Source organism: uncultured Veillonella sp., assembly GCF_900545795.1.
Taxonomy (GTDB): domain Bacteria; phylum Bacillota; class Negativicutes; order Veillonellales; family Veillonellaceae; genus Veillonella_A.
The window spans coordinates 269,465-295,844 of record NZ_URAR01000001.1; the positions used below are offsets into that span (position 1 = coordinate 269,465).

Genomic DNA, 26,380 nt, shown 5'->3' on the forward strand with positions numbered 1-26,380 from the left:
GTGAGTTAACTTTCACGCATAAGATTTTCAAAAAGATATTAAAGTATTTCCGACATAAAAGATACAATCGGTGCAATAATAGTGGTAAATATGCCCATAATTATCATAGTTAAAGAAGCAATAGCACCTGTTTTAGGGCCATCTTCATAAGCTTTAGCAGTTCCTGTACCATGAGCAGAAATACCATAAAGCATGCCTTTTAATAAACGATTATGGATATGAGCACGTTTCACTAACATAGTGGTCATAATCATGCCAATAAGGCCTGTAGCTATAACAAGAATCGCTGTAATCGTAGGATCTCCTCCCATAGTGTGAGACGCTGCAATAGCCAATGGCGTTGTTACAGACCGGGGTGCTATACTATGGACAAGTTCAGGGCTAAGTCCAAATAATTCGGCAATGCCCATAGAACCTAGAAAAGCTACTGAACAGCCCATGCCAATAACAACTACAAGGGGCGTAGCATATTCTTTAACAACATGGCGGAATTTATATAATGGCACTGCAAAAGCCACTGTAGCGGGTTGCAACATCATGGAAATATATTGACTGCCCTCTTGGTATGTACTATATGGAATATGCATGGTAACCAAAAACAAGCCAATAACGAGAGGCACTGCCAATAAAGGATTTAAATATAACTTCTTGCCAGAACGCTCATATAATTTTTTACATAAAAAGTATACCAAAACAGTACCTACCAATGATTCGATGATATGAATACTAATTAATTGGAATATTGTGTAGTTTACCATAATCGATACCCCTTTCTACGTAATTTCATAATGCTTAATGTAATAACTAAAACAGAGGCCAATAGTGTAATCACACTCGTCACAATAACACCTAATAACATAGCACCAGTTGTTCCGAATAATTGTGTATATTGAATTACACCGATGGCAGATGGAATGAAAAACAAAAGCAATTCCCCGATTAATACAGCCGCCCCTTGCTCAACCCATTCAAGTTTTACTCCCCCAGTCATCAATAAGACAAATAGTAATAACATGCCTACTAAAGTACCTGGTAGAGGCAAATTAAGCCACTGTTGCAAGTAATTACCGGCTACCCCAATCAGAGCCAGAACCAATACTTGCGCAATAATAATTGCAAATCGTTTCATCGTCTTCACTCCCTCTATACTCTATACAATTCATCTTCATTCATTTAATGAATACAACAATCTTAACTTTTGAAGCCCTATCTTTTGCTAGAACATATTGTAGACCATAATCTAGAAAAATAAAAATATTTTTTCCCTATACTCTATTATTCTTTTTGGCTATAATATAGATAAGTATATTTTCACCCATGACCGGAGGTTTCTATGGATATCACACATTTAAAATATTTTGTAGAAGTAGCTCGTCAAAAGAGTTTTACCAAAGCTGCCCAAACCTTACATGTAAGCCAGCCCTCTCTCAGTAAAGCTGTGCGTCTCTTAGAAGGCGAATGGAATAAACAGCTATTCCGTCGTCGCGGTCATCGCATCGAACTCACCGAAGAAGCTTGTGCCGTATTGCCCCAAATCGAAGCCCTCGTGCGCCAATTTGAAGTACTAGAGCATCAAATGAGTCACACTAATGATTTGGAATCAGGTGAAATTAGCCTTGGCATACCACCTATGATTGGCACCTCTTTCCTATCACCCATTATTCGCGACTTCATGCACAAGTATCCGCGCATCTCTTTAAAAGTAAGTGAGTACGGGTCCCCTCAAATCGCTCAACTTGTACAAGATGGTCAATTGCAAGTCGGTTTCGTTACCCTACCTGTGCCAGACTTTACCAATAAGGATACGAAAACTTATATTTTCAACCATCAACCACTGCAATATGTAGTAACCACGGACTCTCCATTTGCGCAAAGAGAAGTTATTACCTTGCAAGATATAAAAAAAGAACCACTCGTATTTTTCCATCATTCCTTCTCTTTATATGACATCATATTAGGTCGATTCCAAGAAATTGGTGTTGTACCACCAATTGTAGCACAGAGTAATAATTGGGACTTTATCGCAGAATTAGTAAAAAGTGGCCTAGGTGCGGCTATCTTGCCTCAATCAATTTGTTCGCGCCTTCACGAGGATAGCCTCGTCTCCATCCCGATTACACCACGCATTGACTGGGTGCTAGGCATGATTTGGAATGAACGCTCCCTTATCATCCCATCTATCAGACTTTGGGTGAATTACTTCCACAATCGCGTCCCAGAAACCTTATCTATCCGTTAATATCAATAAAATAAACATTACAAAAAGCTTATAAGCAAAAAGACCTATCATAGGCGCCCATAGTAGCAGTATAGGGCCTTGCTGTTTAGATATAATCCAACAGCAAGGCTCATTCCATGTACTAAGGCCTATGATAGGTCTTATTATTTTTTATATACCTTAAATACTTTTATAACTCCATTACTTATTGCTTCATCACCAATCACTTAATCAGCAACTTTATATGGTCCACCAGTATACCCTAAGCGCTCTAAAATTCGTCGACGCTTCTTGCAATTAAGGTTCACCGGATCGCAGCGTTTACTACAGCATTCGCAACGGCCGCGTTCATCAACCAAAACAGGTTTAAGTTTATCTCTTCTAATTTTAGTGGGCATAAATTTACGAGGTTTTCGTGATACACTCGATGTATTTGCACTGCATGACGTACTAGACTTGTTCTCACTACTTAATTTTTTTAATGTGTTCATATCACTTGGTTCCTGAAAGGGCTCTGTATCCATCCTGTTAATACCGATTACATCAGCCTGCTGCAATACATCATCTAAAGCGGAACGCAATTCACCTTCTATATTAGCCCCCACTTGACCCACAAGATCTGCGGCTATATGGCCAACCTTGGCTATATCTAATGCACCGAATAAAGATAAACCAAGGTCTACTACTTTTTTATAGGATTAGTATCTCCCTCTACCTGAACTGTTTCACTGACTCTAGCTTTTGACGTATTCTGTTTAGAGGATTCTTTAACTTTCCCTTGGGAAGACTTAGCTTCGTCTTTTGCTTGTTTATTAGAACTAGGATTTACCCCTTCTGCAATATTGTTATAATCAGACTCTTCAGGTTCACTCTTTATGTGCTCTTTACAGCGCTCTTTCTTATTTCCCTTTTTTTCAGCTTTCTTTTTACTCTTTTTAGCTGCTCGTTTTGCCTCTTTACGGGCTTTCTTCAAGGATTTCTTAGCCGCTTTAGCTAACTTTTTGAACTCTTTCCATTCTGTATTGCGCACCAATTCTTCAAGGCTAACCGTCGGCGTTTCCACTTTACCAATCAATTCCAATACATCTTTAAGGAATAGCTCACCCTTACTATCGCCACTATTATCACTCGCAGCAAAATTAAAAGAATCCGCTTCATCTGTAGCATCACGCTCAGAAGCTACAGGCTCTTTTTTATCCTTCTTAGTTTTTTCTGCTACAGCCTTATCAAAAGCAGCTACTTCATCATCCAAAGACTTTGCAGTATCTTGATTCTGCAAATGTACAGATGAATCAGAACTAGTTGCCAAACTGCCATCCTGCTTATTCTGCGACTGCAAATCACCTACTTCAATAGGCATATTACGAAGAATATCAATACTCTGTAACGGGCGAATAGCTAATGAAGCATCCCCACGGCCTACTACTGCTCCTTGCTGTCGTGCAATCATAGCCCCTTGTGCACGCTCTAACATAGAGCCTGTGGCACGCGCGGCCATAGCTTTTGTGACCGCTTCAGCATAGGAGTCATTAGATGAAGAGATAGACTCTTCACTTTGCTGCGCATCACTCATATCTACATCTTCTAGCTCTACATTATGAATTGGCAAGTCCTCATGCTCCAATCGCCCTTTGGCAGAACTATATTCTTCCTCCAAAGAATCGTATACATGAAGTTGATCATATAAATCCTGCGTCTCTTCAATCTCTTGCCACAAACCATCTAATAAGGCGCTATAGCTTAGTCGCTGCTTAACTTCTTCATAGGCTTGCTTAGTGATTTCTAATTCCTGTTGACTCAAGTCTTCCGTCAAAAATTCTTCTAGCATGAGCTTAATTTGTTTGTCTTCCTCGTATTTATTGAGCAAGGCGCGACGAACTGATTCAATAACGGCAGTGCTAATTATTCCTTGGCGACTATGCATGTAATTCACTCCTTATTTTAAAATAGGCATTGTATTAGAGCCTTGCGGCATAACAGTGATTGTAAAATCCTCTTTTCCTAAATACTTAGTAGCGAGTTCTATGGCCTCTTCGACAGTGGTCACGATTGGTAATCCTAAAGTATCTTCATAAGCTTTATTGTCCTCTAGGGTAACTAAAATATGATGATACTGCTCTAGAGCCTCACCAAATAACAGCGCAACAAAACCTGGCACAGTGAAACCTTCACGTAAGGTTTTCTCCCTATCATATAAATCCTTAATATTAAACCACTTCATAAAATCAGCAGGCTCATTAATATCCTCTAATTCCATTAACATAATCACTACACCGCCAGGCTTACAAGCTTTTATAGCATTCTCTTGAGCTTTTAAGGCTTGATATAGATTAATATCCTTAGGATAGCCGCCGGGAGTAACTACAACACAATCCGCTAACTCGTCAATGGAAACACCGTAAATTTGATTTACCAACTCCGTGCCTTCATGCCAAGCATCATCCCAGTGACCGCACACGAGTCTAGCAATTTTGTCCTCTGCATTGAGCACCACATTGATAAGAAAATCTGCGTCCAGAGCTGACGCATGCTCCACTTGGTCTTGGTGCATTAAATTTGTGGCGGAAATATTGCCACTTACAGCCGCCTCACTAATACCATCACCTTGATTCGGACCTAAACACAAGCAGTGATTTCTTTGGATCGCCGCATAGGATGAAATCCCTGGTAGTACTGCCTTACGGCCACCACCAAAACCTGCCATCGAGTGATACATAATGGCCCCTGTTAAAATAACGCGATCTGCATTAACAGCTAGTTCATTAATTTCAATAGGCCCACCATGACTGGTATTACCTAAATGAACGAACTTGCTATCAGGATTGATGCCACTACTATGCTCGATGCGTAAGCGATTAACAATTTCATCGCCAAACTCCATGCGACATTCTGCTTCTGTTTGTAAGCGATGAGCCCCATAAGCAATTAACAAGAAAATATTCTCATCGGGAATACCAGCTTCATTTAAATAATTCACAACTGCTGGCAAGAATAAATCATAACGAAGCCAAGCGCGCGTAATATCTGATACAACGATACATACAGTTTCACCTGCATTCACTATTACATTTAAAGGCGCTGTCCCCACTGGATTATTGAGGGCTTCTACTACAGCAGTCTCTATATTGTCTAAGGCCTCATAGGGTGCCCCTTCAATGACATGAACTAATCGCTGCTCTGGAACATCTAAACCTAATGTAGACTTACCATATTTTAAATCAAAATGTGTCATCCTCATCGTCTCTCTTTCTATGCTTGCCATGAGCGCGCTCCCATAAGGCGCCCTTCATTACAATACCTTCACCGAACTTCTTCTCCAATAAGTCCACCGCTTTAGTAAGATCTTCATGATGGGCAGGTTCTTCAAAAAGACCTATTTGCTCATCTGCCGCCACTAAGCCGCTCACAGATAAGCCTAAAAGCCGAATAGGCTTAGTAATTTTTACCTTATTATACAACATCACACCTACACGGTACAGAGTTTCCTCACTATTCGTCGGTATTTGCAGGCTAGTTTGCCGAGTTAAAGTCTTAAAATCATTGAATCTAATTTTTATAGACACTGTTTGCCCTTTTACGCCAGCCTCACGTAAACGTTTCGCTACTTTATGAGCATAATAATACCACTCTCGATTGATTTCCTCAGGATCTATTACATCATCCAAATACGTTTCTTCATTTCCTATGGACTGAATTACCCGGTCATATTCAACCGGTCTATCATCAATCCCCTGTGCCATAAGATATATGCGTTTTGCCTGACTACCTAATAAAGGAATTAAAGCTTGCTCATTAGGAAGTGCAGCAATTTGTCCAATCTTATAAAACCCCTCTGCCTTTAGTACTTCTTCCGTGCGCTTACCAACACCCCATAAGCGCTTTACTGGCAGCTGAGCTATACTGCGCGCCTCTTCACCATAAGGAATTATTACTAATCCATCAGGCTTACGTAAATCTGAGGCTAATTTCGCCAAATATTTATTTGGTGCAATGCCAACAGAGGCAACTAAGGAAGTGGCTTCCCAGATTTCGTCTTTAATCGCACGCCCCACTTCATACGGTCCTTTATACTGCGTATGAAGCCCTGTTAAATCTAAAAAGGCCTCATCTAAACTCAGCGGTTCAATATAAGGCGTATAATGACTCATAATTGTATGTATTGCATCAGAAATTTGACGATACACTTCAAAGCGTGGGCGCAAAAAAATTCCCTCTGGACAAAGCTTGCGCGCCTTCACCATGCTCATAGCAGAGTGAACACCCAATTCACGCGCCTCATACGAAGCTGTGGCTACTACACCACGCGAAGAAAGGCCACCCACAATTACAGGGCGGCCTCTATATTCAGGGTTATCTCTTTGTTCTACAGATGCATAAAAAGCATCCATATCTACATGCATGACCCATCGTCTCATAGTATTACTCCGGTTTATCTTCTAAGCGGCAATATTTAATCTGAGCACAAATACATTCATCTTTAGTTTTATACAATTCAGGAAGAATTTTTACAATGTCATCAAATGTTTTTTCATTAATTGAATAACGTGTCCACAAACCATTGCGTTGTGAATTCACCACGCCTGCATCAATTAAAATCTTCATGTGATAACTCAATGTAGATTGAGACAAATTAAAACTAGCCAATATATCACAAGCACAAAGCTCGTTACAGGATAGCATATCAATGATATGTAATCTTGTTTCATCGCTTAATGCTTTAAACACTGTAGCCAATCGTTCGTATGATACTTCCATACCCGTACTCCTTCTTCATAACTTATATATAATATCTATTTCTCTTATTATATAACAAAATCATCGATAAATCTAATTATATCAATATGAATTTTACATAAACTTGACTTTTTTTGAAAAACTTCAACAAAACACCTAGTTTTTTGAAGACTATAACTTTACATTTCGTAAATAAATCCTCTGTAAAAGTATTATATAAGCAAAATAAACTAAACTACTTAAAGCCTCTTATATATTTTAACTATTATATATAGTCTCTATATAAAAATATAATTATCCATATAAAACAAATCGACGGGCGCTAAAAAGCGCACCGCCGATTTGCAAGAAAAGGGATTTATTGGGAGGATTATAATTTACCTACTAAATCTAAAGAAGGAGTGATTGTATCAGCACCTGGTTTCCATTTAGCTGGGCATACTTTATCGCCATGTTTTTCAACGAATTGAGCTGCTTGTACTTTCCGAAGAAGCTCTGCCGCACTGCGACCAATACCCATGTTATGAATTTCAGCTGTTTCTACTTTGCCTTCAGGGTTAACTACGAAGCTACCACGGAAAGCGCGACCTTCTTCTTCACTGAATGTTTCAAAGAAATCAGCTAATTCATGTTTAATATCAGCTAGCATAGTGTATTTAATGCGGCCAATTCCTGGAGATGCATCAGCCCATGCTTTGTGAACGAATTCAGAATCAACAGATACAGAGAATACTTCCACACCTAATTTTTGGAATTCTTCGTAATGATCTTGCAAATCTTCTAATTCTGTAGGGCAAACAAATGTAAAGTCAGCTGGGTAGAATACAAATACGCTCCATTTACCAACTACATCCGCTTTAGTTACAGTTACCACATCTGGGTTTCTAAATGCTTCTAATTTAAAATCTGGTAACTCTTTGCCAATAATTGCCATGAAAATCTCTCCTTTATATTAAAACAACGCATCTAACTTATAAGAGTTAAAATGCAAAATAAATCTACAAGGTAGTAAATATACAGACTTTGTTTATTTACTCTTTTGGATAATTGATATTGATTAACAATAATAACAGATTATCCTTACAGCTATAATATACTAGAAAAAACGAAAAAAATCAATATAATATCTATTCTCAAAATCGATAATTAAATCTAAATTTTACATACTTTTCATATTACAGTACTTTTTTACATCACTTTTACAAGTCAATATACCTGCCTAACTCCTTCTTACAATTGATAAATATAAATACTTATAAAGACTCTTAAATATTTAACTATAAGCTAAATATAAAACTAATCTCTTCATATTAACGATAAATATTTTCATTAACTTATTTCGCTTTTATTCAACATACATAAAAATTCTTCATTATATTTCATTAAGTTCTAATTTTTTCTTATATTTCGCCTCAACTTATATGTTTTATGCATAAGTTAAAAAAAATATTTTTTCTTCGCTATATATAGTAACATTACAAAATAAAAATAATTGCTTACAATCCGCATTTAAAGATTTTCTGTAGAATATATTTAAAATCTCCCTTTTTCTACCTAATTCGTACACTGACATCAAAAAACTATCCTTTTGGGGCGCACTTTAAAAAGAAAATTAAACATTTCTTTAAAATGTATGATTATTTCTCATACCTTTTACTTGCGCATTATTATACAATTTTAATAACATTAAAATTCATATTTAAGATTCCAACTAGCATTATAAGGAATCCTCACCAGGATATTAATACCATTTAAAGTTTATTTATTCACGCCGGTAATAGTCAAATTACAAAAAGTTATCACCATATACAAAATATGAATTAGAGTTAATTTCAATATACCTATACAATATAAATGAGCTATTCCCGGTTCGCTAACACTAAACCAGGAATAAACCTGTCGACAAGGTATACTCGTTAATTGCAAAAAAGTGTATAGGAAAAAAATAGGAGGCTTTATAATGAAGCACTTAAAAATCGCTTTCTCCGAAAAAGCGTTACCTCTCTTTGAAAGCATGAATGACCGCGCTGTTGTAGATGTAAATGCAACAGATTTTTCTGATGTAGCAGCTATTGTTATTACAGATGCTGATCAGAACGCGCTTACAAACCCAATGATCGAAGCTCTAAAAATCCCTGTATTTTTAGTAAAAGTTGAATCTCAAGAAATTAAACCTGAATTCATCGGCAAAATTAATCGTGTAATCGATCTTAACTCTATTAACCACGATTTATATACAAAACAAATTGCAGCAGCTGCTGATCGTTACGAAGAAGATCAATTACCTCCATTCTTCCGCGCATTAGCTGATTATGTAGGCGACGGCAACTCTCAATTCGACTGCCCTGGCCATCAAGGTGGTCAATTCTTCACTCGTCATCCAGCTGGCCGTGCATTCTTTGATTTCTACGGCGAAAACGTATTCCGCTCCGACTTATGTAATGCGGACGTTAAACTTGGTGACTTATTAATTCACGAAGGTCCTGCTTGTGACGCTCAACAACATGCAGCACAAGTATTCAACGCTGATAAAACTTACTTCGTATTAAATGGTACTTCTTCTTCCAACAAAATGGTAACTAATGCGTTACTAGCTCCTGGAGATATCATTCTTTACGATCGTAACAACCATAAATCCATCAGCCATGGTGCATTAGTACAAGCTGGTGCAACTCCAATCTACCTTGAAACTGCACGTAACCCATTCGGTTCTATCGGCGGTATCTTGGAACATTGCTTCGACGAAAAATACATCCGTGATTTAATCGCTGAACATGCTCCAGAAAAAGCTAAAGAAAAACGCCCAGTTCGTTTAGCAGTTATCCAATTAGGTACTTATGATGGTACTATTTACAATGCGCGCCAAGTTGTTGACAAAATCGGTCACCTTTGCGACTACATCCTATTCGACTCCGCTTGGGTAGGTTACGAACAGTTCATCCCTATGATGAAAGACTGCAGCCCATTACTTCTTGAATTAGGACCTGAAGATCCTGGTATCTTAGTAACTCAGTCCGTTCACAAACAATTGGCTGGTTTCTCCCAAACTTCCCAAGTACATAAAAAAGACTCCCATATTAAGGGTCAAGATCGCTATGTAAATCATAAACGCTTAAACAATGCGTTCATGATGCATGCATCTACTTCTCCATTCTACCCATTATTCGCAGCTCTTGACATCAATGCTAAGATTCACTCTGGCAAAGCTGGTATCGAATTATGGAAAGATTGCGTAGAAACAGTTATCGATGCTCGTAAAGCAGTATTAAACAACTGTAAATATCTTCGTCCATTAGTACCTCCAGTAGTACATGGTAAAAAATGGCAAGAAGGCGAAACTAGCAAAATGGCTAACGACGTTGCTTACTTCGCATTCGAACCAGGTGCTAAATGGCATTCCTTCGATGGCTACGGTAAAGGTCAGTACTTCATCGACCCTTGCAAATTCCAGCTTATCACTCCTGGTATCAACATTGAAACTGGTGAATACGAAGACTTCGGTATCCATGCTAATATCTTAGCTAACTACCTACGTGAACATGGTATTATTCCAGAAAAATGTGACTTGAACACTATCTTGTTCTTAATGACTCCAGCTGAAAGCAAAACTAAGATGGATGACTTAGTAGCTCAATTAATCCGTTTCGAACAATTGATTGAAGAAGATGCGCCAATGCAAGATGTATTGCCAACTATCTACTACAACAATATCGACAAATACAAAGGCTACCATATCCGCAGACTTTGCCAAGAAATGCATGACTTCTACAAAGAACGTAAAGTAAGCACATTACAAAAACGCTTATTCTTACATGAGTACTTACCTGAATATGTAACTACTCCACAAGATGCTAACTTTGCATTCGTACGTGGCGAAGGCGAATTAGTTGCTCTTTCTGAAGCAGTAGGTCGCATCGCTCTTGAAGGTGCTTTACCTTATCCTCCAGGAGTACTTTGTGTACAACCAGGCGAACGTTGGTCTGAAACTGCACGTGACTACTTCTTAGCTCTTGAAGAAGGTATCAATAAACTTCCTGGTTTCGCTCCTGAAATCCAAGGCGTTTACTTAACTACTCAAGAAGACGGAACTAAGAAAGCATTTGGTTACGTATTGAAAAAAGAATTTGAAAGTAAACTTACTAAATAAGCATCTGATTTACTAATTTCATAACTAGTGAATGAGGTTCGTTGAGAAGGATTCTGATTTGCTAACCAAAGAGGAGTCCTTCTCAATTTGTTGTTATGCTTATAGAATAAGTTAATGATAGTGTCCATTATTTTAAATACGTTTACTCATGTAAACTACTTGATGTAAGGATCTATCCCAAAAACTGTAATAAGAAATTTATTGTAATAAGAATTTGCTATAATTTAAATCTATTATGCTCGCTTTTCCAGAGCATATGGACAAAGAGGATACAAAATGAGTGAAAATAAGAATAAAATGAGTGTAATGCAGCTCACCATCTTAACAGCCGTTAACATGATGGGTTCTGGCATTATCATGCTACCGACAAAGCTTGCGCAAGTTGGTGCTCTTTCCATCGTTTCTTGGTTAATTACAGCGCTTGGCTCCATGGCTCTTGCTTATGCCTTCGCTAAATGTGGTATGTACAGCCGTCGTAGCGGCGGTATGGGTGGTTATGCAGAATACTCCTTCGGTAAAGCTGGTAACTTCCTTGCCAACTATACATATGGCGTGTCTCTTTTAATTGCTAATATCGCTATTGCTATTTCTGCAGTAGGTTATGGCGCAACATTTATGAATGCTGACCTTTCTCCTTTCATGACTGGTATGTGGACTATTTTTACCCTTTGGTTAGCAACTGTACTTAACTTCGGTGGTGCTAGCATTACTGGTAAAGTATCTGGTGTTACTGTATGGGGCGTAATCGCACCTGTATTCGTAATCTCCACAGCTGGTTGGTTCTTCTTCTCTGGTGATATGTACATGGCTAACTGGAATGTTAACAACCTTCCATTTGGCGAAGCAGCTACTAGCTCCATTGCAATGACTTTATGGGCATTCCTTGGTCTTGAATCTGCTTGTGCTAACGCTGATGCAGTTGATAATCCTGAAAAGAACGTTCCTAAGGCCGTACTTGGTGGTACTTTAGGCGCTGCGATTATCTACATCTTATCCACTAACATCATGTTCGGTATCGTTCCAGCAGCTGAACTTGCCAACAGCTCCGCTCCATTCGGTTTAGCATTTGCTAAAATGTTCAACCCAACAATTGGTCAAGTAGTAATGGGCTTAATGGTTATGTCCTGCTTCGGTTCCTTACTTGGCTGGCAGTTCACTATTGCGAACGTATTCAAACAATCTTCCGACGTTGGTTACTTCCCTAAATTATTCAGTAAAGTAACTTCCAAAGAAGCTCCAATCGTTGGTATGGTAACTATCACTATTATCCAATCCTTAATGAGCTTGATGACAATCAGCCCATCCTTGAACGAACAGTTCGAAACTCTTGTAAACTTAGCCGTTGTTACTAATATCATCCCTTACTTATTATCCATGGGTGCTATTATCGTAATTATGAAATCTGCTGATAAATTGGGTAGCGAATTAAGCACTACTACATTTATCGCATTCATCGGCTCCTTATACAGCTTATATGCTCTATATGCATCCGGTTTTGAAGCTATGACTTATGGTTCCATCGTAACATTTGTTGGTTGGACTTTATACGGCTTCATCTCCGATCGCTTTGACTTAGATAGCAACAAAAAATACCATCTTGAAAATAAATAAGATGAATGTTTAAAAGCATCTAGTTATAAGCTAATAAAGGCTATAACCAAAGGCCCCAGTCAATGACTGGGGCCTTTTCTTTTGTGGAAATTTTGATTAAAATTACATGCTCTACTTTATATGTACTCATCACTCATCAGGCAATTATACTAAAGTACTGGCCTATATTTCAAAACATAAAAATAGGACTTCAATCATAAAGATTGAAGTCCTATTCATTATTTTACAAGGCCTTCGTTAACTAAGTATTCATGAGCCACTTCTTCAGGGCTTTTATGTTCTACGTCAACAGCGTAATTTAAGGCCTGCATTGTCTTTGTGTCTAAGCGTTCCATCATTTTATTAATTAATGGAGCTAATTCAGGATGTTCTTCAAGTACTTCTTCACGTACTAAAGGTACCCCATAGTATGGTGGGAAGAATTGTTTATCATCTTCAAGAACAACTAAATTATATTTCTTTAATAAGCCATCAGTAGAAAATGCATCTACGATCTGTACAGTACCATTTTCTAAAGCTACATAGCGAGTGGCCCCGTCAATGCCTTTAGCGTCTTTAAACTTAAAGCCATATGCTTCATTAACGCCTGCAAGGCCATCTTCACGATTTAAGAACTCTAATGTAGTACCAGCGTGCAAGTTAGATCCTACACGAGCTAAATCGCTCATTTTAGTTAAATTGTATTCATTAGCTAATTCCTCACTAACAGCTAATGTATAGGTATTACTAAATGGTGCAGCCTCTAACATCTGAATATTAGACTTCTCAGCTAATTCAGCCTTAGATTCCTCGTATACGGCTTTAGCATCACTCTTAGGGGTATGCTTAAGCATATCTACATAAACGGTCCCTGTGTACTCAATATAAGCGTCTAAATCATTACTATTCATCGCACTATACAATACTTGAGTACCACCAGCACCTAAATGCTTCTCTACTTCTAAATCGGTGTTCTTTTCAATAAGCTCACTGAGCATATTACCTAAAATAAGCTGCTCCGTAAATTGTTTACTGCCTACGCGAATCATCTTATCGTTCTTAGCTAAAGCACCATAGGCGCTATTACCTAATAAGACTACCACTAAAGCAACAACAACGCCAACAGTCCATTTTTTACGCTTACGGCTATGTAAAAGGCTTTCCTTATTGCCTACTACATTAGGTTGCAAGCTAATAGGCGTTACTAAATCTTCCACATAGGATAAAATCCAGTCAATAAAGAGCGCCAATATACATGCTGGCACAGCACCGGCCATAATCATGCCATTATTGACCGAGGAAATACCACTAAATACTAAGAAGCCTAAACCACCTGCGCCGATAAAGGCTGCAATAGTCATAAGACCTACGGCTGTAACGGCAGAAATTCGTACACCAGCCATGAGAACTGGTAAAGTTAAAGGCAATTGCACGCGCCATAAAATTTGAGCACGGGTCATACCAATCCCTTTAGCCGCTTCAATAGTGCCAGATTTAATTTGGCTAATACCGATGTAAGTATTCTTTACTATTGGCAAGAGGGAATACAAAAATACTACAATAACTGCTGGTAAAGTACCAATACCGAGGAGCGGAATGGCAAAACCTAACAGCGCCATACTTGGTACCGCTTGAATTAAGTTAGTCGCACCCATAATTGGTTTATTTAGCGCCTTCACATAGCTAATAATAATACCTAAAGGTACACCCACTAAAATAGCAAGCCCTACTGCTACAGCAGTTAAACGAATATGTTCTAATAGCAAGGAACCAACCTGGCTATAGTTTTGAATCATATAATCAAAAATACCCATATTATACCACCTCCAATTCATCTACATACTGACTACCAAGAGTGGTAATTAAACTACTTTGCGTAATCACACCAGCCACACAATCGTCATCATCTAATACGAGCATATGCGGACGGTGGAATTCTTTTATAGTATTTAATACATCAATTAAAGAATCTCCTACATGAGCCACAGCCTTAGGTTGTGCCATAATGTCTGATACAGGACCTTGTAAACTATCCTGCTCACGAATCATGCGCGCATTAACCAACCCACGGAATTTACGTGTAAAGCGATCCACAACGATTAAGTAATCTTGTGGAATATCCTTAATCTTTTTCATGCAGCGCAATAAGCTATCAGTAGGATAGGCTAAATTATTAGCCTCTACCATAATGTCTTCAGCCTTAATATATTCAGGGGAATTCCAGATACGGTTTTTCCCGATAAAGCTTTCCACATATGGTGTAGCAGGATTCCGTAATATTTGCTCCGGTGTATCATATTGCTCTACATAGCCTTCGCGCATCAAGCAAATACGGTCGGAGATTTTAATCGCCTCATCCATATCATGGGTTACAAAGACGATGGTCTTCTTTACATTCTCTTGTAAACTGCGCAATTCGTCCTGTAAAGTGACGCGTGTAATAGGATCGATAGCAGAGAATGGTTCGTCCATTAAAATAACCTCTGGATCTACAATAAGGGCACGGGCTACGCCTACACGCTGCTGCTGACCACCAGAAAGCTCTACTGGATAACGATCTAATAAGTCTCTGTTAAGACCTACTAAGTCCATCATTTCGTTGATTTTTTCAGTTCGACCTTCTTGAGGGAACTTATGCAAATCAAGTACTAAATCTAAATTCTTGCGAATTGTTAAATGTGGAAACAAACCTGTTTGTTGAATTACATAACCAATTTTGCGACGTAATTCTACAGGATTCATTTTATATACATCTTCCTCATTTACTAAAATCTGACCTGAGGAAATGGGAATCAAACGATTGATCATTTTAAGCAAAGTTGTTTTACCACAGCCACTACCGCCGATAATAGAAACAATTTCACCTTTTGGAATCGTAAGTGTTATATCATGCAATACTTCTTTTTTTCCATAGCGTTTTTTTATATTTTTAAATTGAATCATATAAGACCTCCCTAAGTCCAATGAATATAAACAAATAAGATAGGCTTTCAGTTTATATCACCTCATGAAAGATGGTACAATTGAAAGCCTTTAATGACTACTCTTACATATTGCTTTTAAATACATTTTTTCTTTCTTCAAAACCAACAACCTTATAATAACACAAAGTTGTTACTTTAGTCAATATCGATAAAATTAAATCTAATTATTTTTTACTAAATCCCTTAACTTTAATTCTATGCCCCATAACAATAAAACCGCTCCACCAGCTAGGGAGCTAAACCCATATAACCAGTGAAGCGGTTTTATAATCTATTAAATTATTCACTATCCCCATATAAATAATGCTCTAAGCGAACCCAACTATCGGTAGGTCCTATGAAATAAATCTCTTCACCAGCCTTTAACGTCGCATAAGGACCTGGCGAAATAACCATGGTCTTATCTTCCGTTTCAATGGCTACTACAGTAATTCCTGTATTCTGCCAAAGTTGTAAGGAGCCAATGGATTGATTTAAATATTTACAATTCTCTTTTACGGGCATCTTCATAGGCTGTAAAGGATTGGTATATTGATAATGAGACACGAGCTGACTTAATTTAGTCACCGTGTCCTTTAACTCCTTAAAGCCTTCCATCTGAGTCTCTATTTGCTGTACTACATCCTTATGCAAAGAATCTACAGAATCAAAATCATTAAACTGCATGCGGAATTGTTCCGCCTTTTTCTTCGATAACACAGTACAACCGCTTCCCTTAGTTACCTCAACTATGCCCAAATCAGCGAGCAAGGCAATGGCACGTCTAGAAGTTTCTGGCGACACCCCATAATGAACAGATAAAGCCGAGCGAGCGAAAATCTTTTCCCCTTCTTTATAGCCTCCCGATACAATTTTACCGGCCACATCGGCGGCAATTTGCTGGTATCGTGCTACACGTACATTTTTAGGTTTACTCACAGAGCCACCCCCTTCTTATATAATCCCTTATAGAGCTTTGTAAAAAAGCAGGCAGCCTTTAGGCCACCTGCTTCTTATGCGCTCTTACAAGACGTATTATTTTACTAAATCTAATACGGCATTAACAAAGCCTTTAAATAAAGGATGTGCATTAGTTGGACGAGATTTCAATTCTGGATGGAATTGAACGCCCACAAAGAATGGATGATCAGCAATTTCCACACACTCTACTAAGCGATTATCAGGGGATGTACCACTAATAATTAAACCTTTATCAGTTAAAATTTGGCGGAATTCATTGTTAAATTCATAACGATGACGATGACGTTCATATACTAAATCTTCGCCATATGCTTCGCGTACTTTAGTACCTTCCACGGTTTTACATGGATATACGCCAAGACGCATAGTGCCACCTTTTTTATCTACATCAACTTGATCAGGCATTAAGTCGATAACAGAATTTTCTACAGTTTCATCAAATTCAGTGGAATTAGCCCCTTCAAGGCCAGCTACGTGGCGAGCAAATTCCATAACAGCTGATTGCATACCAAGGCAAAGGCCTAAGAATGGCACTTTGTTTTCACGTGCGTATTGAATTGTACGGATTTTGCCTTCTACGCCACGTGCACCAAAGCCACCTGGTACTACGATGCCATCTACATCTTTATAAATTTCAGCTACATCGCAATCAGACTCTTCTAATTCTTCTGCATCAACCCATTTAATATTTACTTTAGTATCTGCTGCAATACCTGCATGAGTCAAAGCTTCTGCAACACTGAGGTACGCATCATGTAATGCTACGTATTTACCAACTAAAGCAACTGTGATTTCCTTCGTTGGATTTAAAATTTTATCTACCATTTCCTTCCAAGCTGTCATATCAGCTGGCACTTCTGGAAGATTTAATTTTTTCACAACGATGCTGTCGAGACCTTCTTCTTGCATCATGAGTGGTACTTCGTAAATAGTGCTGCAAGTTTGATTTTCAATCACTGCATCTGGATCAATATCGCAGAATAAAGCAAGTTTTTCCTTCATTTCATCAGAAATATGCTTTTCTGTACGACATACAATAATGTCTGGTTGAATACCAATACTGCGCAATTCTTTAACGCTGTGTTGAGTCGGTTTAGTTTTAAGCTCACCAGCAGCATTAATATAAGGTACTAAGGTTACATGAATGTAGAGTACATCATTGCGGCCTACATCTTTTTTAACCTGACGAATCGCTTCTAAGAATGGCAAGCTTTCAATATCCCCTACAGTACCGCCGATTTCAGTAATAACTACATCAGCATTGTCTTCTTTACCAACGCGATATACATTTTGCTTAATTTCATTCGTAATGTGAGGAATAACTTGTACAGTGCTACCAAGATAGTCGCCTTTGCGCTCTTTATTAATAACAGACCAGTATACTTTACCTGCAGTTACATTGGAGCGTTTGCCAAGATTAATATCAATAAAACGTTCGTAGTGACCAAGGTCAAGGTCTGTTTCAGCACCATCATCGGTAACGAATACTTCACCATGTTGGTATGGGCTCATTGTACCAGGATCAATATTAATATAAGGGTCAAATTTTTGAATCGTTACATTAAGGCCACGATTTTTTAAAAGGCGTCCTAAGGAAGCAGCAGTGATGCCCTTACCTAAGGAGCTCACAACGCCACCAGTTACGAAAATATACTTTGTTGCCATGATTCCTCCAAAAGCGATAAATGAAATGAATATAAAACCGTTCTATAATTACATTTTTTCCGGTGCGGAAATACCTAAAATATCAAGACCATTATATAGTACATGAGAGATTGCTGTAATTAGACCTAAACGAGCTTGCTGCAAGTCTTTTTTTACCCCCATAATACGACCTTGTTTGTAGAAGGAGTGGAATAAGCTTGCCAAGTCATATAAGTAGCGCGCAATGCGATGTGGCGCACGATGTTCAGCAGCGGAACGAATCTCTTCTGGATAAGCCGCTAATTTCTTAATAATGTCTAACTCAATTTCGCTTGTTAAGCTTGCAAAATCAACATCAGCCCAGTCGCCAAAGTCAATACCCGCTTCCTTAGCTTGACCAAAAATACTATGAATACGAGCATATGCATATTGAATGTAATATACTGGGTTTTCATGACTCTTAGATTTAGCCAAGTTAATATCAAAATCTAATTGACTGTCCAAAGAGCGCATCAAGAAGAAGTAACGCGCTGCATCTACACCTACTTCTTCAATTAACTCATCAAGTGTTACAGATTGACCAGTGCGCTTAGACATTTTAACAAGATCGCCATCGCGATATAAGGACACCATCTGTAATAATAAAATTTCAAGGCGTTCTGGATTATATCCTAAAGCCTGCATAGATGCTTTTACACGGGTAATATAACCATGATGGTCAGCGCCCCAAATATTGATCATCTTCTTGAAACCACGTTCAAATTTATTGCGGTGATACGCAATATCAGATGCTAAATAAGTAGGCTCACCATTTTCACGGATGACTACGCGGTCTTTGTCATCGCCGTAGCGAGTGGAGGCAAACCAAAGAGCGCCGTCTTTTTCGTATACATCGCCAGTATCTTTTAAGAATTGAATAGCCTTATTCACTTCACCACTGCGATGCACGGAGCGCTCACTGAACCAATTATCAAAGGTTACATGGAAATTGCGAAGCGTTACACGAAGCGCATTGAGCTTTTCTGTTAAGCCATATTCTTTAAAGAATGGTAAACGCTCTTCATCATTGAGTACGGCAAAGAAGTCACCGCGCCAATTAATGAGGCTTTGCGCTGTTTCTACAATATCTTGACCATGATAGCCATTTTCAGGGAATTCATTTTTTAAATCAAGTAACTCTAAATAACGCGCGTTGATAGATTTTGCTAAATTATCAATCTGATTGCCCGCATCATTAATATAGAACTCAGACTGTACATTATAACCAGCAGCGCGGAATAAATTAACGAGCGCACTGCCATAAGCTGCACCACGGCCATGACCTACATGAAGAGGGCCGGTTGGATTAGCACTTACATATTCCACTTGCACTGTATCTTCAGCGCGAGTTTCTTGATTACCATAGGAAGGACCTTGGATTAACACACTCTTTAATGTGTCATATACCATATCAGTTTTTACGAAGAAGTTAATAAAGCCAGCACCAGCACGCTCTGCTTTTTCTAGCCAATCAAAATTCATATATTCAATGATAATATCGGCAATCGCAGCAGGACTCATATGTGCTACACGAGCTGATTGCATAGCAATATTGGAGGAAAAATCACCAAATTCCTTTTGTGGTGGTACTTCAAGTACTACCTCTGGATACTCTCCAGCGGGTAATTTACCTGCCTCTAGTGCCGCGTTCAACGCACTTTCAATCCCTTGCTTGAGCTTGTCTTTCATCTCCATACTCTGTGTCCTCCTGTAAGTTAATGTCTAATTGGTTGTAAAATTGCCATTCACCACCAACAGAAATATCATATCCTAAATGAACATGGCCAAGGCCATCATCTATTTGTATATCTAGCTCATGAGTTTTAATCCCCATATGAAGCTCACCAAATGGTGTATTAACCACAGTCTGCTTCATTTCACCAAGTACATATTCATGTCGCATCGATACATTACCATTGCGAATTAGTATCATCGAAGCCGGCTTAATCTTAATTGTTGTATGAACCCCTTCAAGGCCTGTCACTTCGCTTTCATTGTACATGATGTATTTTACATTGTTTTTCTCATGATACTCACCAGGTGAAAGCAACTCAACGACCGTGTCTTTGCCACTTGCATCACGCTGAATGCTTTTTAACCCTACTAAAACACGCTTCATCGCGCCCCTCCATCTCAATGTTTCAATCAGTTCATTATACCATATTTACGCTTTAAATTTAAGAATTTTTCTGTGCTGCAAAGGCTGCTTTTAAGGCTCGTTTTTGGTCCCTTGCCATGCGCTTCACTTGATACTCCATAGATTGCGCATCTTGCTTGCGAGAAAATGTAGTGTACCATACTAAAGTTACAGGGCGACGACCGCGCGTATACTTAGCCCCTCCTGGTACGAGACCATTATGAGCCTTTAGACGATGCTCTATATCCACCGTCCAACCAGTATAGAAAGACCCATCGGCGCATTCAAGCATATACGTATAATATTGCTCACCCCCAACCGGTGTACTCTGCGCACCTTTACTCAAATCCTTCGCCTCACCAGGCGCAACAACTTGTTCGTCCTTCATCTGGGTCCCTCCTCTCAAGCATGCAAAAGATTATTTGCCATCATTAGAAAGTGGCTCTAAAGTAATAGATTTAATTACCACTGGTGTTAACGGTTTATCCTTTTGATCTGTCGGCACCTTGCCAATCTTGGCCACTACATCCATGCCCTGAGTGACAATGCCAAAGATTGTGTGCTTATTATCTAACCAAGGGGTCGGCCCCAAAGTGATAAAAAATTGTGCATTCCCCGTATTAGGCCCACGGTTCGCCATAGCTAATAAGCCCATTTTATTAAAGTGCAAATCATTAGAAAATTCATCAGGAATTGTATAGTCTGGGCCTCCTTGACCATTGTCGCCGCCTTGAATCATAAAATCATCGATAACACGATGAAAGTTCAAGCCATTGTAATAACCAGCTTTTACTAAAGAATCAAAATTTTTGACTGTAATAGGGGCCTTTGAACCAAAGAGACGCACCTTAATTGTACCCTCTGATGTTTCTAAAATAGCATAATGGTCTTTTATAGGGGTGGCATCAAAATTCGGTGCCTTACTTTCTGTCTGTGTACTCTTAGTGCTAGCCTGAGCTGTACTATCGGAGCCAGTAAAACTACAAGCCCCTACAATCGCTACCACTACTAATAAACTCATTATTAAAATCCAACGAAATCGCATAAACGATGTATTGCGTGCTGACTTAGACTCATTGCGTCGTTTCATATGTACCTCAATCTAGGATGTTAATCAATTTATATATAAAAACCGCTCACAAATCATGAGCGGTATTCTTGACATTTAATTATAGCATATAAAACCATTTTATCCAACCCGTGGAGATTTCACACTTTGAAAAATCACACAAATTCATAGTTCCATAAACTACTTACACTATTAATCACATATACAATTATATAAAACCCAATGCCTTGCAGGCCTTATAGATGCCATCATGCTTGCAATCTTCGGCAATATAATCAGCCTTAGCCTTCAATTCATCGCGCCCATTCCCCATGGCTACTTTATACCAATCAGGGCAAAACATAGATAAATCATTGTAACCATCACCAAACACGACCACTTGATGAGGCTCCATCTGATAATACTTTAACATGCGGCGAATGCCTTCACCTTTTACCATGGGCTCAAACAAAATGCAATTATCTCCATAGCGAATTAAATCCGAACTCATATGAACGACCTGTTTAGATATTTCTTCTTCAGGTGTCATAAAGGCAAATATTTTATAAAAATGCTCCACCTGACGATAGTCAAACTCTGGATCATAAATAGTCTCCATCACATCCCAACTAGGATGCCAACTGACTACATCTTCATAGGGGGTGATGCGAATAAACTCATTTACATCAGTTAAAGCCCAATGAAGATTCTTCGCTTCTAAATGTTCAATATAATCAATGCAAGCCTGACGATCCATGCCTTCCATAAAGCGTATTTCATTATCTATAGTGCCACTGCGCCCACCATCAGCTACAAAATCATCTAACTCAGCCATCTTGGCAAAACGACTGGCATCAATTTGCAGTCGACCTGTTGCCAGTGCCACGCGATGCCCCTGCTGCTCTAATCGGCGTAATGTATCTAGCGCACTATCAGGAATAATCCCTTCTGGCCATACTGCTAAGGTGTTATCAATATCAAAAAAGAAACACTTTTTTTCCATTTCGCCTCCTTATTTATCGCGTCCTGACATCAGTTTAAATCGTTCCTTTTGCTTTACTTCAGGATATTTCTCATGATCTACAGGACTAGCGAACATAGTCAAAGGACGGATATAGGTTTTACGCTCTCCATATAGTTGCTGATACACTACAAAGGGCTCCCCTGTTTCAGAATGAATCGCAATATCCTTTACATAATAGTACATACCTTTAAAATGACGATATAAGCCACCCACTACAATTTCCTGCATCTTTACCTCCAGGAATAGTTTTACTAACAAATTTAACATCCTATAAGACAACATAGCTTATGTATATAACTAAAATGGCATGTCCTATAGGTACAACAGAAATTTTCTTTATGATTATTGTATCATAGAAAATACAAAAAATCCCCTGATTAATATGTATAATCAGGGGATCTATTAAATTACATATGTTTATTATTTAAGCCAAGACATTAAGCCGCGAAGCTCAGCACCTACTTTTTCACATTCATGATCTGCCGCTTTTTCGCGTTCTGCATACAACTTCTTGAAGCCACCTTTATAATCATCCAAGAATTCATCAGCAAATTTACCAGATTGAATATCAGCTAAGATATTTTTCATAGCTGTGCGAGTTTCATCTGTAATAATTTTTGGTCCTGTAACATAGTCGCCATATTCAGCTGTATTGGAAATGGAATTACGCATAGTTTGGAAGCCACCTTCGTAGATGAGATCCACGATTAACTTCATTTCATGAATAGCTTCAAAATAAGCATTTACAGGATTATAACCGGCTTCTACAAGCGTTTCAAAGCCAGCTTGCATCAAAGCACATACACCACCACAAAGTACGGCTTGTTCACCAAAGAGATCTGTTTCCGTTTCTTGACGATATGTAGTCTCAAGAATACCAGCACGGCCAGCACCAATGCCAGCAGCCCAAGCTTTAGCAATTTCCATTGTATCACCAGCTGGGTCTTGCTCAACCGCTACCAAGCTAGGCACGCCGCTGCCTTTAGTAAAGGTACGACGCACTAAATGGCCAGGTCCTTTAGGCGCTACCATGAAGATATTGGCATCTGCTGGTGGCACGATTTTCTTATAGTGAATATTAAAACCATGAGCAAAGGCAAGGTATACGCCTTTCTTAAGATTTGGTGCAATATCTTTTTCATAAGTTTCAGCTTGTAGTTCATCAGGGATTAATACCATAACTACATCAGCATCTTTTACTGCTTCCGCAGTGGTCTTAACAGCAAGTCCCGCTTCTTCTGCGGCCTTCCAGGACTTAGAACCTTCGCGAAGACCTACAGTTACGTCCATGCCATTTTCCTTAAGATTAAGAGCATGGGCATGACCTTGTGAACCATAGCCAAGAACGGTGATTTTCTTTCCTTTTAAAGCCCCCAAATTACAATCTGCATCATAATATACTGCTGTTCCAAAAATGTTTCCTGCCATAATAAATTCCTCCTCAATCTCTCTCGTTCCTCTAAGCCTTAGCTCTTCGGCACAATAATTTAATAAACTCAACGGAGCTTATCTATCTCTATATTAACTTGAGCTTTGCCAAGATAATATCACTGCGCATGCCCTCAAGGCATGTTGTATGGGCTAGCTTTATTACTAAAATAATGCTATATAACTAAACCAATACTTTAATACGTAATCAAATATATATTCCTACATTCTATCGCCACGACTCATGGCTGTAATGCCAGTCTTAGCGATTTCCAATACGCCATAAGGTGTCATAATATCGATAAATCCACGAAGTTTTTCAGTGTCCCCAGTCAACTCAATAATCAAAGATGTAGGATACACATCCAGTACATTACCGCGATAAATATTAGCGATTTGAACTATTTGTGATCTCGTTTGATCATCCGCTTTAACCTTGATAAGCATTAACTCTCGACGCACCACATTCTCAGCAGGAAATACCTTAACTTTTACTACATCAATAAGCTTATAAATCTGCTTTTGAATCTGGTCCAGTGTATTGCTATCAGCCTCCACAGTCAAAGTTAAACGGGCATAGCCAGTTTGGACGGTAACGCCAGACGTCATTTTCATAACAGAGTAGCCGCGACGATTAAATAGGGATAATATTCTAGCTCCAATACCTGGCGTATTTTTAGCGATGATTAAAATCTGATGCTCATTCATTGTCAGGTACCCCCTTTTTGCCCACCATCTCAGCCACCGTTTGGCCTGCTGGAATCATTGGATATACATTTTCTTCGCGCTCTACTACGCATTCGATGACTATGCCTTCATCAGAAGCTAAGGCTTCATCCAATTGTGCTAAATCAGACGTTTTACTAAGCTGTAAGGATTTAACTCCATAGGCTTTGGCCAAAGTCTGGAAGTCTGGATTTACACTTAAATCTACATAAGAATAGCGCTTGTCATTAAACAGCTCTTGCCATTGTCGTACCATACCTAAGAAGGAATTGTTCAACAATAGGACCTTCACAGGTAATTTGTATTGAGAAATGAGCATAAGCTCTTGGGCTGTCATTTGAAAACCCCCATCGCCTACAACGAGTACGACTTTTTTATCGGGACAACTAATCTGTGCCCCAATAGCAGCCGGCAAGCCAAACCCCATAGTGCCAGCACCACCTGATGTAATAATGGAGTTAGGGTCCTTATATTTGAAGTACTGCGCCGCCCACATCTGATGTTGACCCACATCGGTAACAATAATAGCATCACCTTGTAATTGTTGATCTACATACTCCAACACTTGCTGTGGCTTGAGGCCACCTGTAGGAGATGGATGATAGCGCAAAGCATATTCTTCCTTCCACTGTTTAATCATAGCTACCCATTCACTGCGGTCTGCCTCAGTAAGTCCTGAGTTAATAGCCCGTAATACACTCTTAGCATCACCTACAATCGGTACAGACACGGCTTTATTTTTTTCAATTTCCGCCGGATCAATATCAATGTGGATGACTGTAGCTTGTTTGCAGAAGGCCTTTGGATTACCTGCAATGCGATCATCAAAACGAATCCCTACAGCTAATACTACATCTGCTTCATCAGTAGCAAAATTGGCACTGGCCGTACCATGCATGCCCAACATGCCAAGGAAAAGCTCATGATGACCTGGGAAGGAGCCTAAACCTAACAAAGTATTTGTCACTGGTATTTGCCCCTTCGTAGCTAAGGTGTACAGCTCTTGAGCTGCGCCGCTTTTTAAGACCCCAGCACCAGCAATAATAAGTGGTCGCTTCGCCTCTTTTAATAGCTTGATGGCCTTTTTAATCTGCAGTGGATGTCCATCATAAGTTGGGTCATACCCTTCTAAATGATAAGGCTCTTCTAAAAGCTTTTTAAACTCATCGCGGCTAATTTGTCCTACTTGCACATCTTTTGGAATGTCGATGAGCACCGGCCCTGGTCGCCCCGTAGTGGCAATATAATGCGCCTCTCTCAACACCCGTGGTAAATCTTTAATGGATTTCACTAAATAATTATGCTTTGTAATAGGACTGGTAATTCCGACAATATCAGACTCTTGAAAAGCATCCTTACCTAACAAAGAACAACCTACCTGACCAGTAATCGCTAACATAGGAATGGAATCCATATGTGCTGTCATAATGCCTGTTACTAAATTAGTAGCACCTGGCCCTGATGTGGCTAAACAAACGCCACATTTGCCGGATGCCCGCGCATAGCCATCGGCTTCATGAGCAGCGCCTTGCTCATGACGAGCAAAATAATGTGTTAATCCATCGTATTTATAAATTTCATCATAAATAGGAATGACTGCGCCACCAGGATATCCAAAAATATGGCGAATGCCAATATGGTGCAAGGTTTCTAATACGATGCGTGCCCCATTAATCATCTCTCTACTCATGCATACACTTC

At 39.0% G+C, this 26,380-nt stretch carries 24 protein-coding genes; 3 read left to right on the plus strand and 21 right to left on the minus strand.

The genetic code is table 11. The features are described 5' to 3' along the window. Positions 1-38: 38 nt before the first annotated feature. A complete protein-coding gene (locus tag QZR90_RS01100) occupies positions 39-758 on the minus strand; it encodes an LrgB family protein (RefSeq protein ID WP_295787824.1) in 720 nt (239 codons plus the stop codon). Next, positions 752-1,129, minus strand: a complete 378-nt coding sequence (locus tag QZR90_RS01105) for a CidA/LrgA family protein (RefSeq protein WP_295787829.1) — start codon at positions 1,127-1,129, stop codon at positions 752-754. The genes QZR90_RS01100 and QZR90_RS01105 overlap by 7 nt, the downstream gene beginning before the upstream one ends. Positions 1,130-1,333: 204 nt before the next feature. Here QZR90_RS01105 and QZR90_RS01110 point away from each other — a divergent pair, with 204 nt between their 5' ends. Then, positions 1,334-2,239: a LysR family transcriptional regulator gene (locus tag QZR90_RS01110; protein WP_295787832.1), complete on the plus strand. Its 906-nt coding sequence runs from the start codon at positions 1,334-1,336 to the stop codon at positions 2,237-2,239. 206 nt (positions 2,240-2,445) lie between these two features. On the opposite strand, the gene QZR90_RS01115 is transcribed toward QZR90_RS01110, so the two are convergent. The 6 genes from QZR90_RS01115 to ahpC form a co-directional block, all read right to left on the minus strand. Then, the gene (locus QZR90_RS01115; RefSeq protein ID WP_295787835.1) at positions 2,446-2,832 is read right to left on the minus strand and encodes a hypothetical protein; all 387 of its coding nucleotides are present in this window, start codon (positions 2,830-2,832) and stop codon (positions 2,446-2,448) included. A gap of 68 nt (positions 2,833-2,900) precedes the next feature. Then, on the minus strand, positions 2,901-4,142 hold the full coding sequence (locus QZR90_RS01120) for a hypothetical protein (protein ID WP_295787839.1): 1,242 nt from the start codon (positions 4,140-4,142) through the stop codon (positions 2,901-2,903). Between the two features lie 12 nt (positions 4,143-4,154). Next, positions 4,155-5,480: a nickel-dependent lactate racemase gene (gene larA / locus QZR90_RS01125; protein ID WP_295787842.1), complete on the minus strand. Its 1,326-nt coding sequence runs from the start codon at positions 5,478-5,480 to the stop codon at positions 4,155-4,157. Next, a complete protein-coding gene (locus tag QZR90_RS01130; RefSeq protein WP_295787844.1) occupies positions 5,437-6,633 on the minus strand; it encodes a DNA polymerase IV in 1,197 nt (398 codons plus the stop codon). The genes larA and QZR90_RS01130 overlap by 44 nt, the downstream gene beginning before the upstream one ends. Positions 6,634-6,637: 4 nt before the next feature. Then, entirely contained in the window at positions 6,638-6,973 is a 336-nt protein-coding gene (locus QZR90_RS01135) for a helix-turn-helix transcriptional regulator (protein ID WP_295787846.1), read from the minus strand. 349 nt (positions 6,974-7,322) lie between these two features. Then, positions 7,323-7,886 carry an alkyl hydroperoxide reductase subunit C gene (gene ahpC / locus QZR90_RS01140; RefSeq protein ID WP_295787848.1) on the minus strand — a complete coding sequence of 188 codons (564 nt, stop codon included), beginning with the start codon at positions 7,884-7,886 and terminating at the stop codon, positions 7,323-7,325. Between the two features lie 1,026 nt (positions 7,887-8,912). Here ahpC and QZR90_RS01145 point away from each other — a divergent pair. Together QZR90_RS01145 and potE are read left to right on the plus strand one after the other, a co-directional pair. Beyond that, positions 8,913-11,099, plus strand: coding sequence for an ornithine decarboxylase (locus tag QZR90_RS01145; RefSeq protein ID WP_295787850.1), 2,187 nt, complete (start codon positions 8,913-8,915; stop codon positions 11,097-11,099). A gap of 276 nt (positions 11,100-11,375) precedes the next feature. Continuing rightward, positions 11,376-12,710 carry a putrescine-ornithine antiporter gene (gene potE, locus QZR90_RS01150; protein WP_295787851.1) on the plus strand — a complete coding sequence of 445 codons (1,335 nt, stop codon included), beginning with the start codon at positions 11,376-11,378 and terminating at the stop codon, positions 12,708-12,710. A 218-nt stretch (positions 12,711-12,928) separates the two neighbouring features. Here the strand turns inward: potE and QZR90_RS01155 are convergent, their stop codons facing one another. The 13 genes from QZR90_RS01155 to ilvB all read right to left on the minus strand — a co-directional run bounded on the left by QZR90_RS01155 (position 12,929) and on the right by ilvB (position 26,369). After that, the gene (locus tag QZR90_RS01155) at positions 12,929-14,503 is read right to left on the minus strand and encodes a glycine betaine ABC transporter substrate-binding protein (protein WP_295787853.1); all 1,575 of its coding nucleotides are present in this window, start codon (positions 14,501-14,503) and stop codon (positions 12,929-12,931) included. A gap of 1 nt (position 14,504) precedes the next feature. Further along, positions 14,505-15,632: a betaine/proline/choline family ABC transporter ATP-binding protein gene (locus QZR90_RS01160; RefSeq protein ID WP_295787855.1), complete on the minus strand. Its 1,128-nt coding sequence runs from the start codon at positions 15,630-15,632 to the stop codon at positions 14,505-14,507. A 320-nt stretch (positions 15,633-15,952) separates the two neighbouring features. Next, a complete protein-coding gene (locus QZR90_RS01165; RefSeq protein WP_295787856.1) occupies positions 15,953-16,591 on the minus strand; it encodes a GntR family transcriptional regulator in 639 nt (212 codons plus the stop codon). Positions 16,592-16,687: 96 nt separating this feature from the next. After that, a complete protein-coding gene (locus QZR90_RS01170; RefSeq protein WP_295787858.1) occupies positions 16,688-18,298 on the minus strand; it encodes a CTP synthase in 1,611 nt (536 codons plus the stop codon). Positions 18,299-18,346: 48 nt separating this feature from the next. Further along, entirely contained in the window at positions 18,347-20,011 is a 1,665-nt protein-coding gene (argS, locus tag QZR90_RS01175) for an arginine--tRNA ligase (protein WP_295787860.1), read from the minus strand. Then, entirely contained in the window at positions 19,977-20,435 is a 459-nt protein-coding gene (locus QZR90_RS01180; RefSeq protein ID WP_295787862.1) for a DUF1934 domain-containing protein, read from the minus strand. The genes argS and QZR90_RS01180 overlap by 35 nt, the downstream gene beginning before the upstream one ends. Positions 20,436-20,493: 58 nt before the next feature. Beyond that, complete coding sequence (locus QZR90_RS01185) at positions 20,494-20,841, minus strand: GIY-YIG nuclease family protein (protein WP_307984880.1); 348 nt, start codon at positions 20,839-20,841, stop codon at positions 20,494-20,496. 30 nt (positions 20,842-20,871) lie between these two features. Beyond that, positions 20,872-21,543: a peptidylprolyl isomerase gene (locus QZR90_RS01190; RefSeq protein ID WP_295787864.1), complete on the minus strand. Its 672-nt coding sequence runs from the start codon at positions 21,541-21,543 to the stop codon at positions 20,872-20,874. 187 nt (positions 21,544-21,730) lie between these two features. Next, positions 21,731-22,504, minus strand: a complete 774-nt coding sequence (locus QZR90_RS01195; RefSeq protein WP_295787866.1) for an HAD family hydrolase — start codon at positions 22,502-22,504, stop codon at positions 21,731-21,733. Positions 22,505-22,513: 9 nt separating this feature from the next. Further along, the gene (locus QZR90_RS01200; RefSeq protein ID WP_295787868.1) at positions 22,514-22,753 is read right to left on the minus strand and encodes a DUF1653 domain-containing protein; all 240 of its coding nucleotides are present in this window, start codon (positions 22,751-22,753) and stop codon (positions 22,514-22,516) included. 192 nt (positions 22,754-22,945) lie between these two features. Beyond that, positions 22,946-23,953 (minus strand): ketol-acid reductoisomerase, encoded by a 1,008-nt coding sequence (gene ilvC, locus QZR90_RS01205; protein ID WP_295787870.1) that lies wholly within the window; start codon positions 23,951-23,953, stop codon positions 22,946-22,948. A 222-nt stretch (positions 23,954-24,175) separates the two neighbouring features. Continuing rightward, on the minus strand, positions 24,176-24,661 hold the full coding sequence (gene ilvN, locus QZR90_RS01210) for an acetolactate synthase small subunit (RefSeq protein WP_295787872.1): 486 nt from the start codon (positions 24,659-24,661) through the stop codon (positions 24,176-24,178). After that, on the minus strand, positions 24,654-26,369 hold the full coding sequence (gene ilvB / locus QZR90_RS01215; protein ID WP_295787875.1) for a biosynthetic-type acetolactate synthase large subunit: 1,716 nt from the start codon (positions 26,367-26,369) through the stop codon (positions 24,654-24,656). Before ilvB ends, ilvN begins: the two co-directional genes overlap by 8 nt. Between the last annotated feature and the right edge of the window lie 11 nt (positions 26,370-26,380).

Excerpts from the sequence above, each read along its gene's own strand:
- QZR90_RS01100 (WP_295787824.1), bottom strand. The coding sequence starts at position 758 with ATGGTAAACTACACAATATTCCAATTAATTAGTATTCATATCATCGAA.
- QZR90_RS01105 (WP_295787829.1), bottom strand. The coding sequence starts at position 1,129 with ATGAAACGATTTGCAATTATTATTGCGCAAGTATTGGTTCTGGCTCTG.
- QZR90_RS01110 (WP_295787832.1), top strand. The coding sequence starts at position 1,334 with ATGGATATCACACATTTAAAATATTTTGTAGAAGTAGCTCGTCAAAAG.
- QZR90_RS01120 (WP_295787839.1), bottom strand. The coding sequence starts at position 4,142 with ATGCATAGTCGCCAAGGAATAATTAGCACTGCCGTTATTGAATCAGTT.
- larA (WP_295787842.1), bottom strand. The coding sequence starts at position 5,480 with ATGGCAAGCATAGAAAGAGAGACGATGAGGATGACACATTTTGATTTA.
- QZR90_RS01130 (WP_295787844.1), bottom strand. The coding sequence starts at position 6,633 with ATGAGACGATGGGTCATGCATGTAGATATGGATGCTTTTTATGCATCT.
- QZR90_RS01135 (WP_295787846.1), bottom strand. The coding sequence starts at position 6,973 with ATGGAAGTATCATACGAACGATTGGCTACAGTGTTTAAAGCATTAAGC.
- ahpC (WP_295787848.1), bottom strand. The coding sequence starts at position 7,886 with ATGGCAATTATTGGCAAAGAGTTACCAGATTTTAAATTAGAAGCATTT.
- QZR90_RS01145 (WP_295787850.1), top strand. The coding sequence starts at position 8,913 with ATGAAGCACTTAAAAATCGCTTTCTCCGAAAAAGCGTTACCTCTCTTT.
- potE (WP_295787851.1), top strand. The coding sequence starts at position 11,376 with ATGAGTGAAAATAAGAATAAAATGAGTGTAATGCAGCTCACCATCTTA.
- QZR90_RS01155 (WP_295787853.1), bottom strand. The coding sequence starts at position 14,503 with ATGGGTATTTTTGATTATATGATTCAAAACTATAGCCAGGTTGGTTCC.
- QZR90_RS01160 (WP_295787855.1), bottom strand. The coding sequence starts at position 15,632 with ATGATTCAATTTAAAAATATAAAAAAACGCTATGGAAAAAAAGAAGTA.
- QZR90_RS01170 (WP_295787858.1), bottom strand. The coding sequence starts at position 18,298 with ATGGCAACAAAGTATATTTTCGTAACTGGTGGCGTTGTGAGCTCCTTA.
- argS (WP_295787860.1), bottom strand. The coding sequence starts at position 20,011 with ATGGAGATGAAAGACAAGCTCAAGCAAGGGATTGAAAGTGCGTTGAAC.
- QZR90_RS01180 (WP_295787862.1), bottom strand. The coding sequence starts at position 20,435 with ATGAAGCGTGTTTTAGTAGGGTTAAAAAGCATTCAGCGTGATGCAAGT.
- QZR90_RS01185 (WP_307984880.1), bottom strand. The coding sequence starts at position 20,841 with ATGAAGGACGAACAAGTTGTTGCGCCTGGTGAGGCGAAGGATTTGAGT.
- QZR90_RS01190 (WP_295787864.1), bottom strand. The coding sequence starts at position 21,543 with ATGAAACGACGCAATGAGTCTAAGTCAGCACGCAATACATCGTTTATG.
- QZR90_RS01195 (WP_295787866.1), bottom strand. The coding sequence starts at position 22,504 with ATGGAAAAAAAGTGTTTCTTTTTTGATATTGATAACACCTTAGCAGTA.
- QZR90_RS01200 (WP_295787868.1), bottom strand. The coding sequence starts at position 22,753 with ATGCAGGAAATTGTAGTGGGTGGCTTATATCGTCATTTTAAAGGTATG.
- ilvC (WP_295787870.1), bottom strand. The coding sequence starts at position 23,953 with ATGGCAGGAAACATTTTTGGAACAGCAGTATATTATGATGCAGATTGT.
- ilvN (WP_295787872.1), bottom strand. The coding sequence starts at position 24,661 with ATGAATGAGCATCAGATTTTAATCATCGCTAAAAATACGCCAGGTATT.
- ilvB (WP_295787875.1), bottom strand. The coding sequence starts at position 26,369 with ATGAGTAGAGAGATGATTAATGGGGCACGCATCGTATTAGAAACCTTG.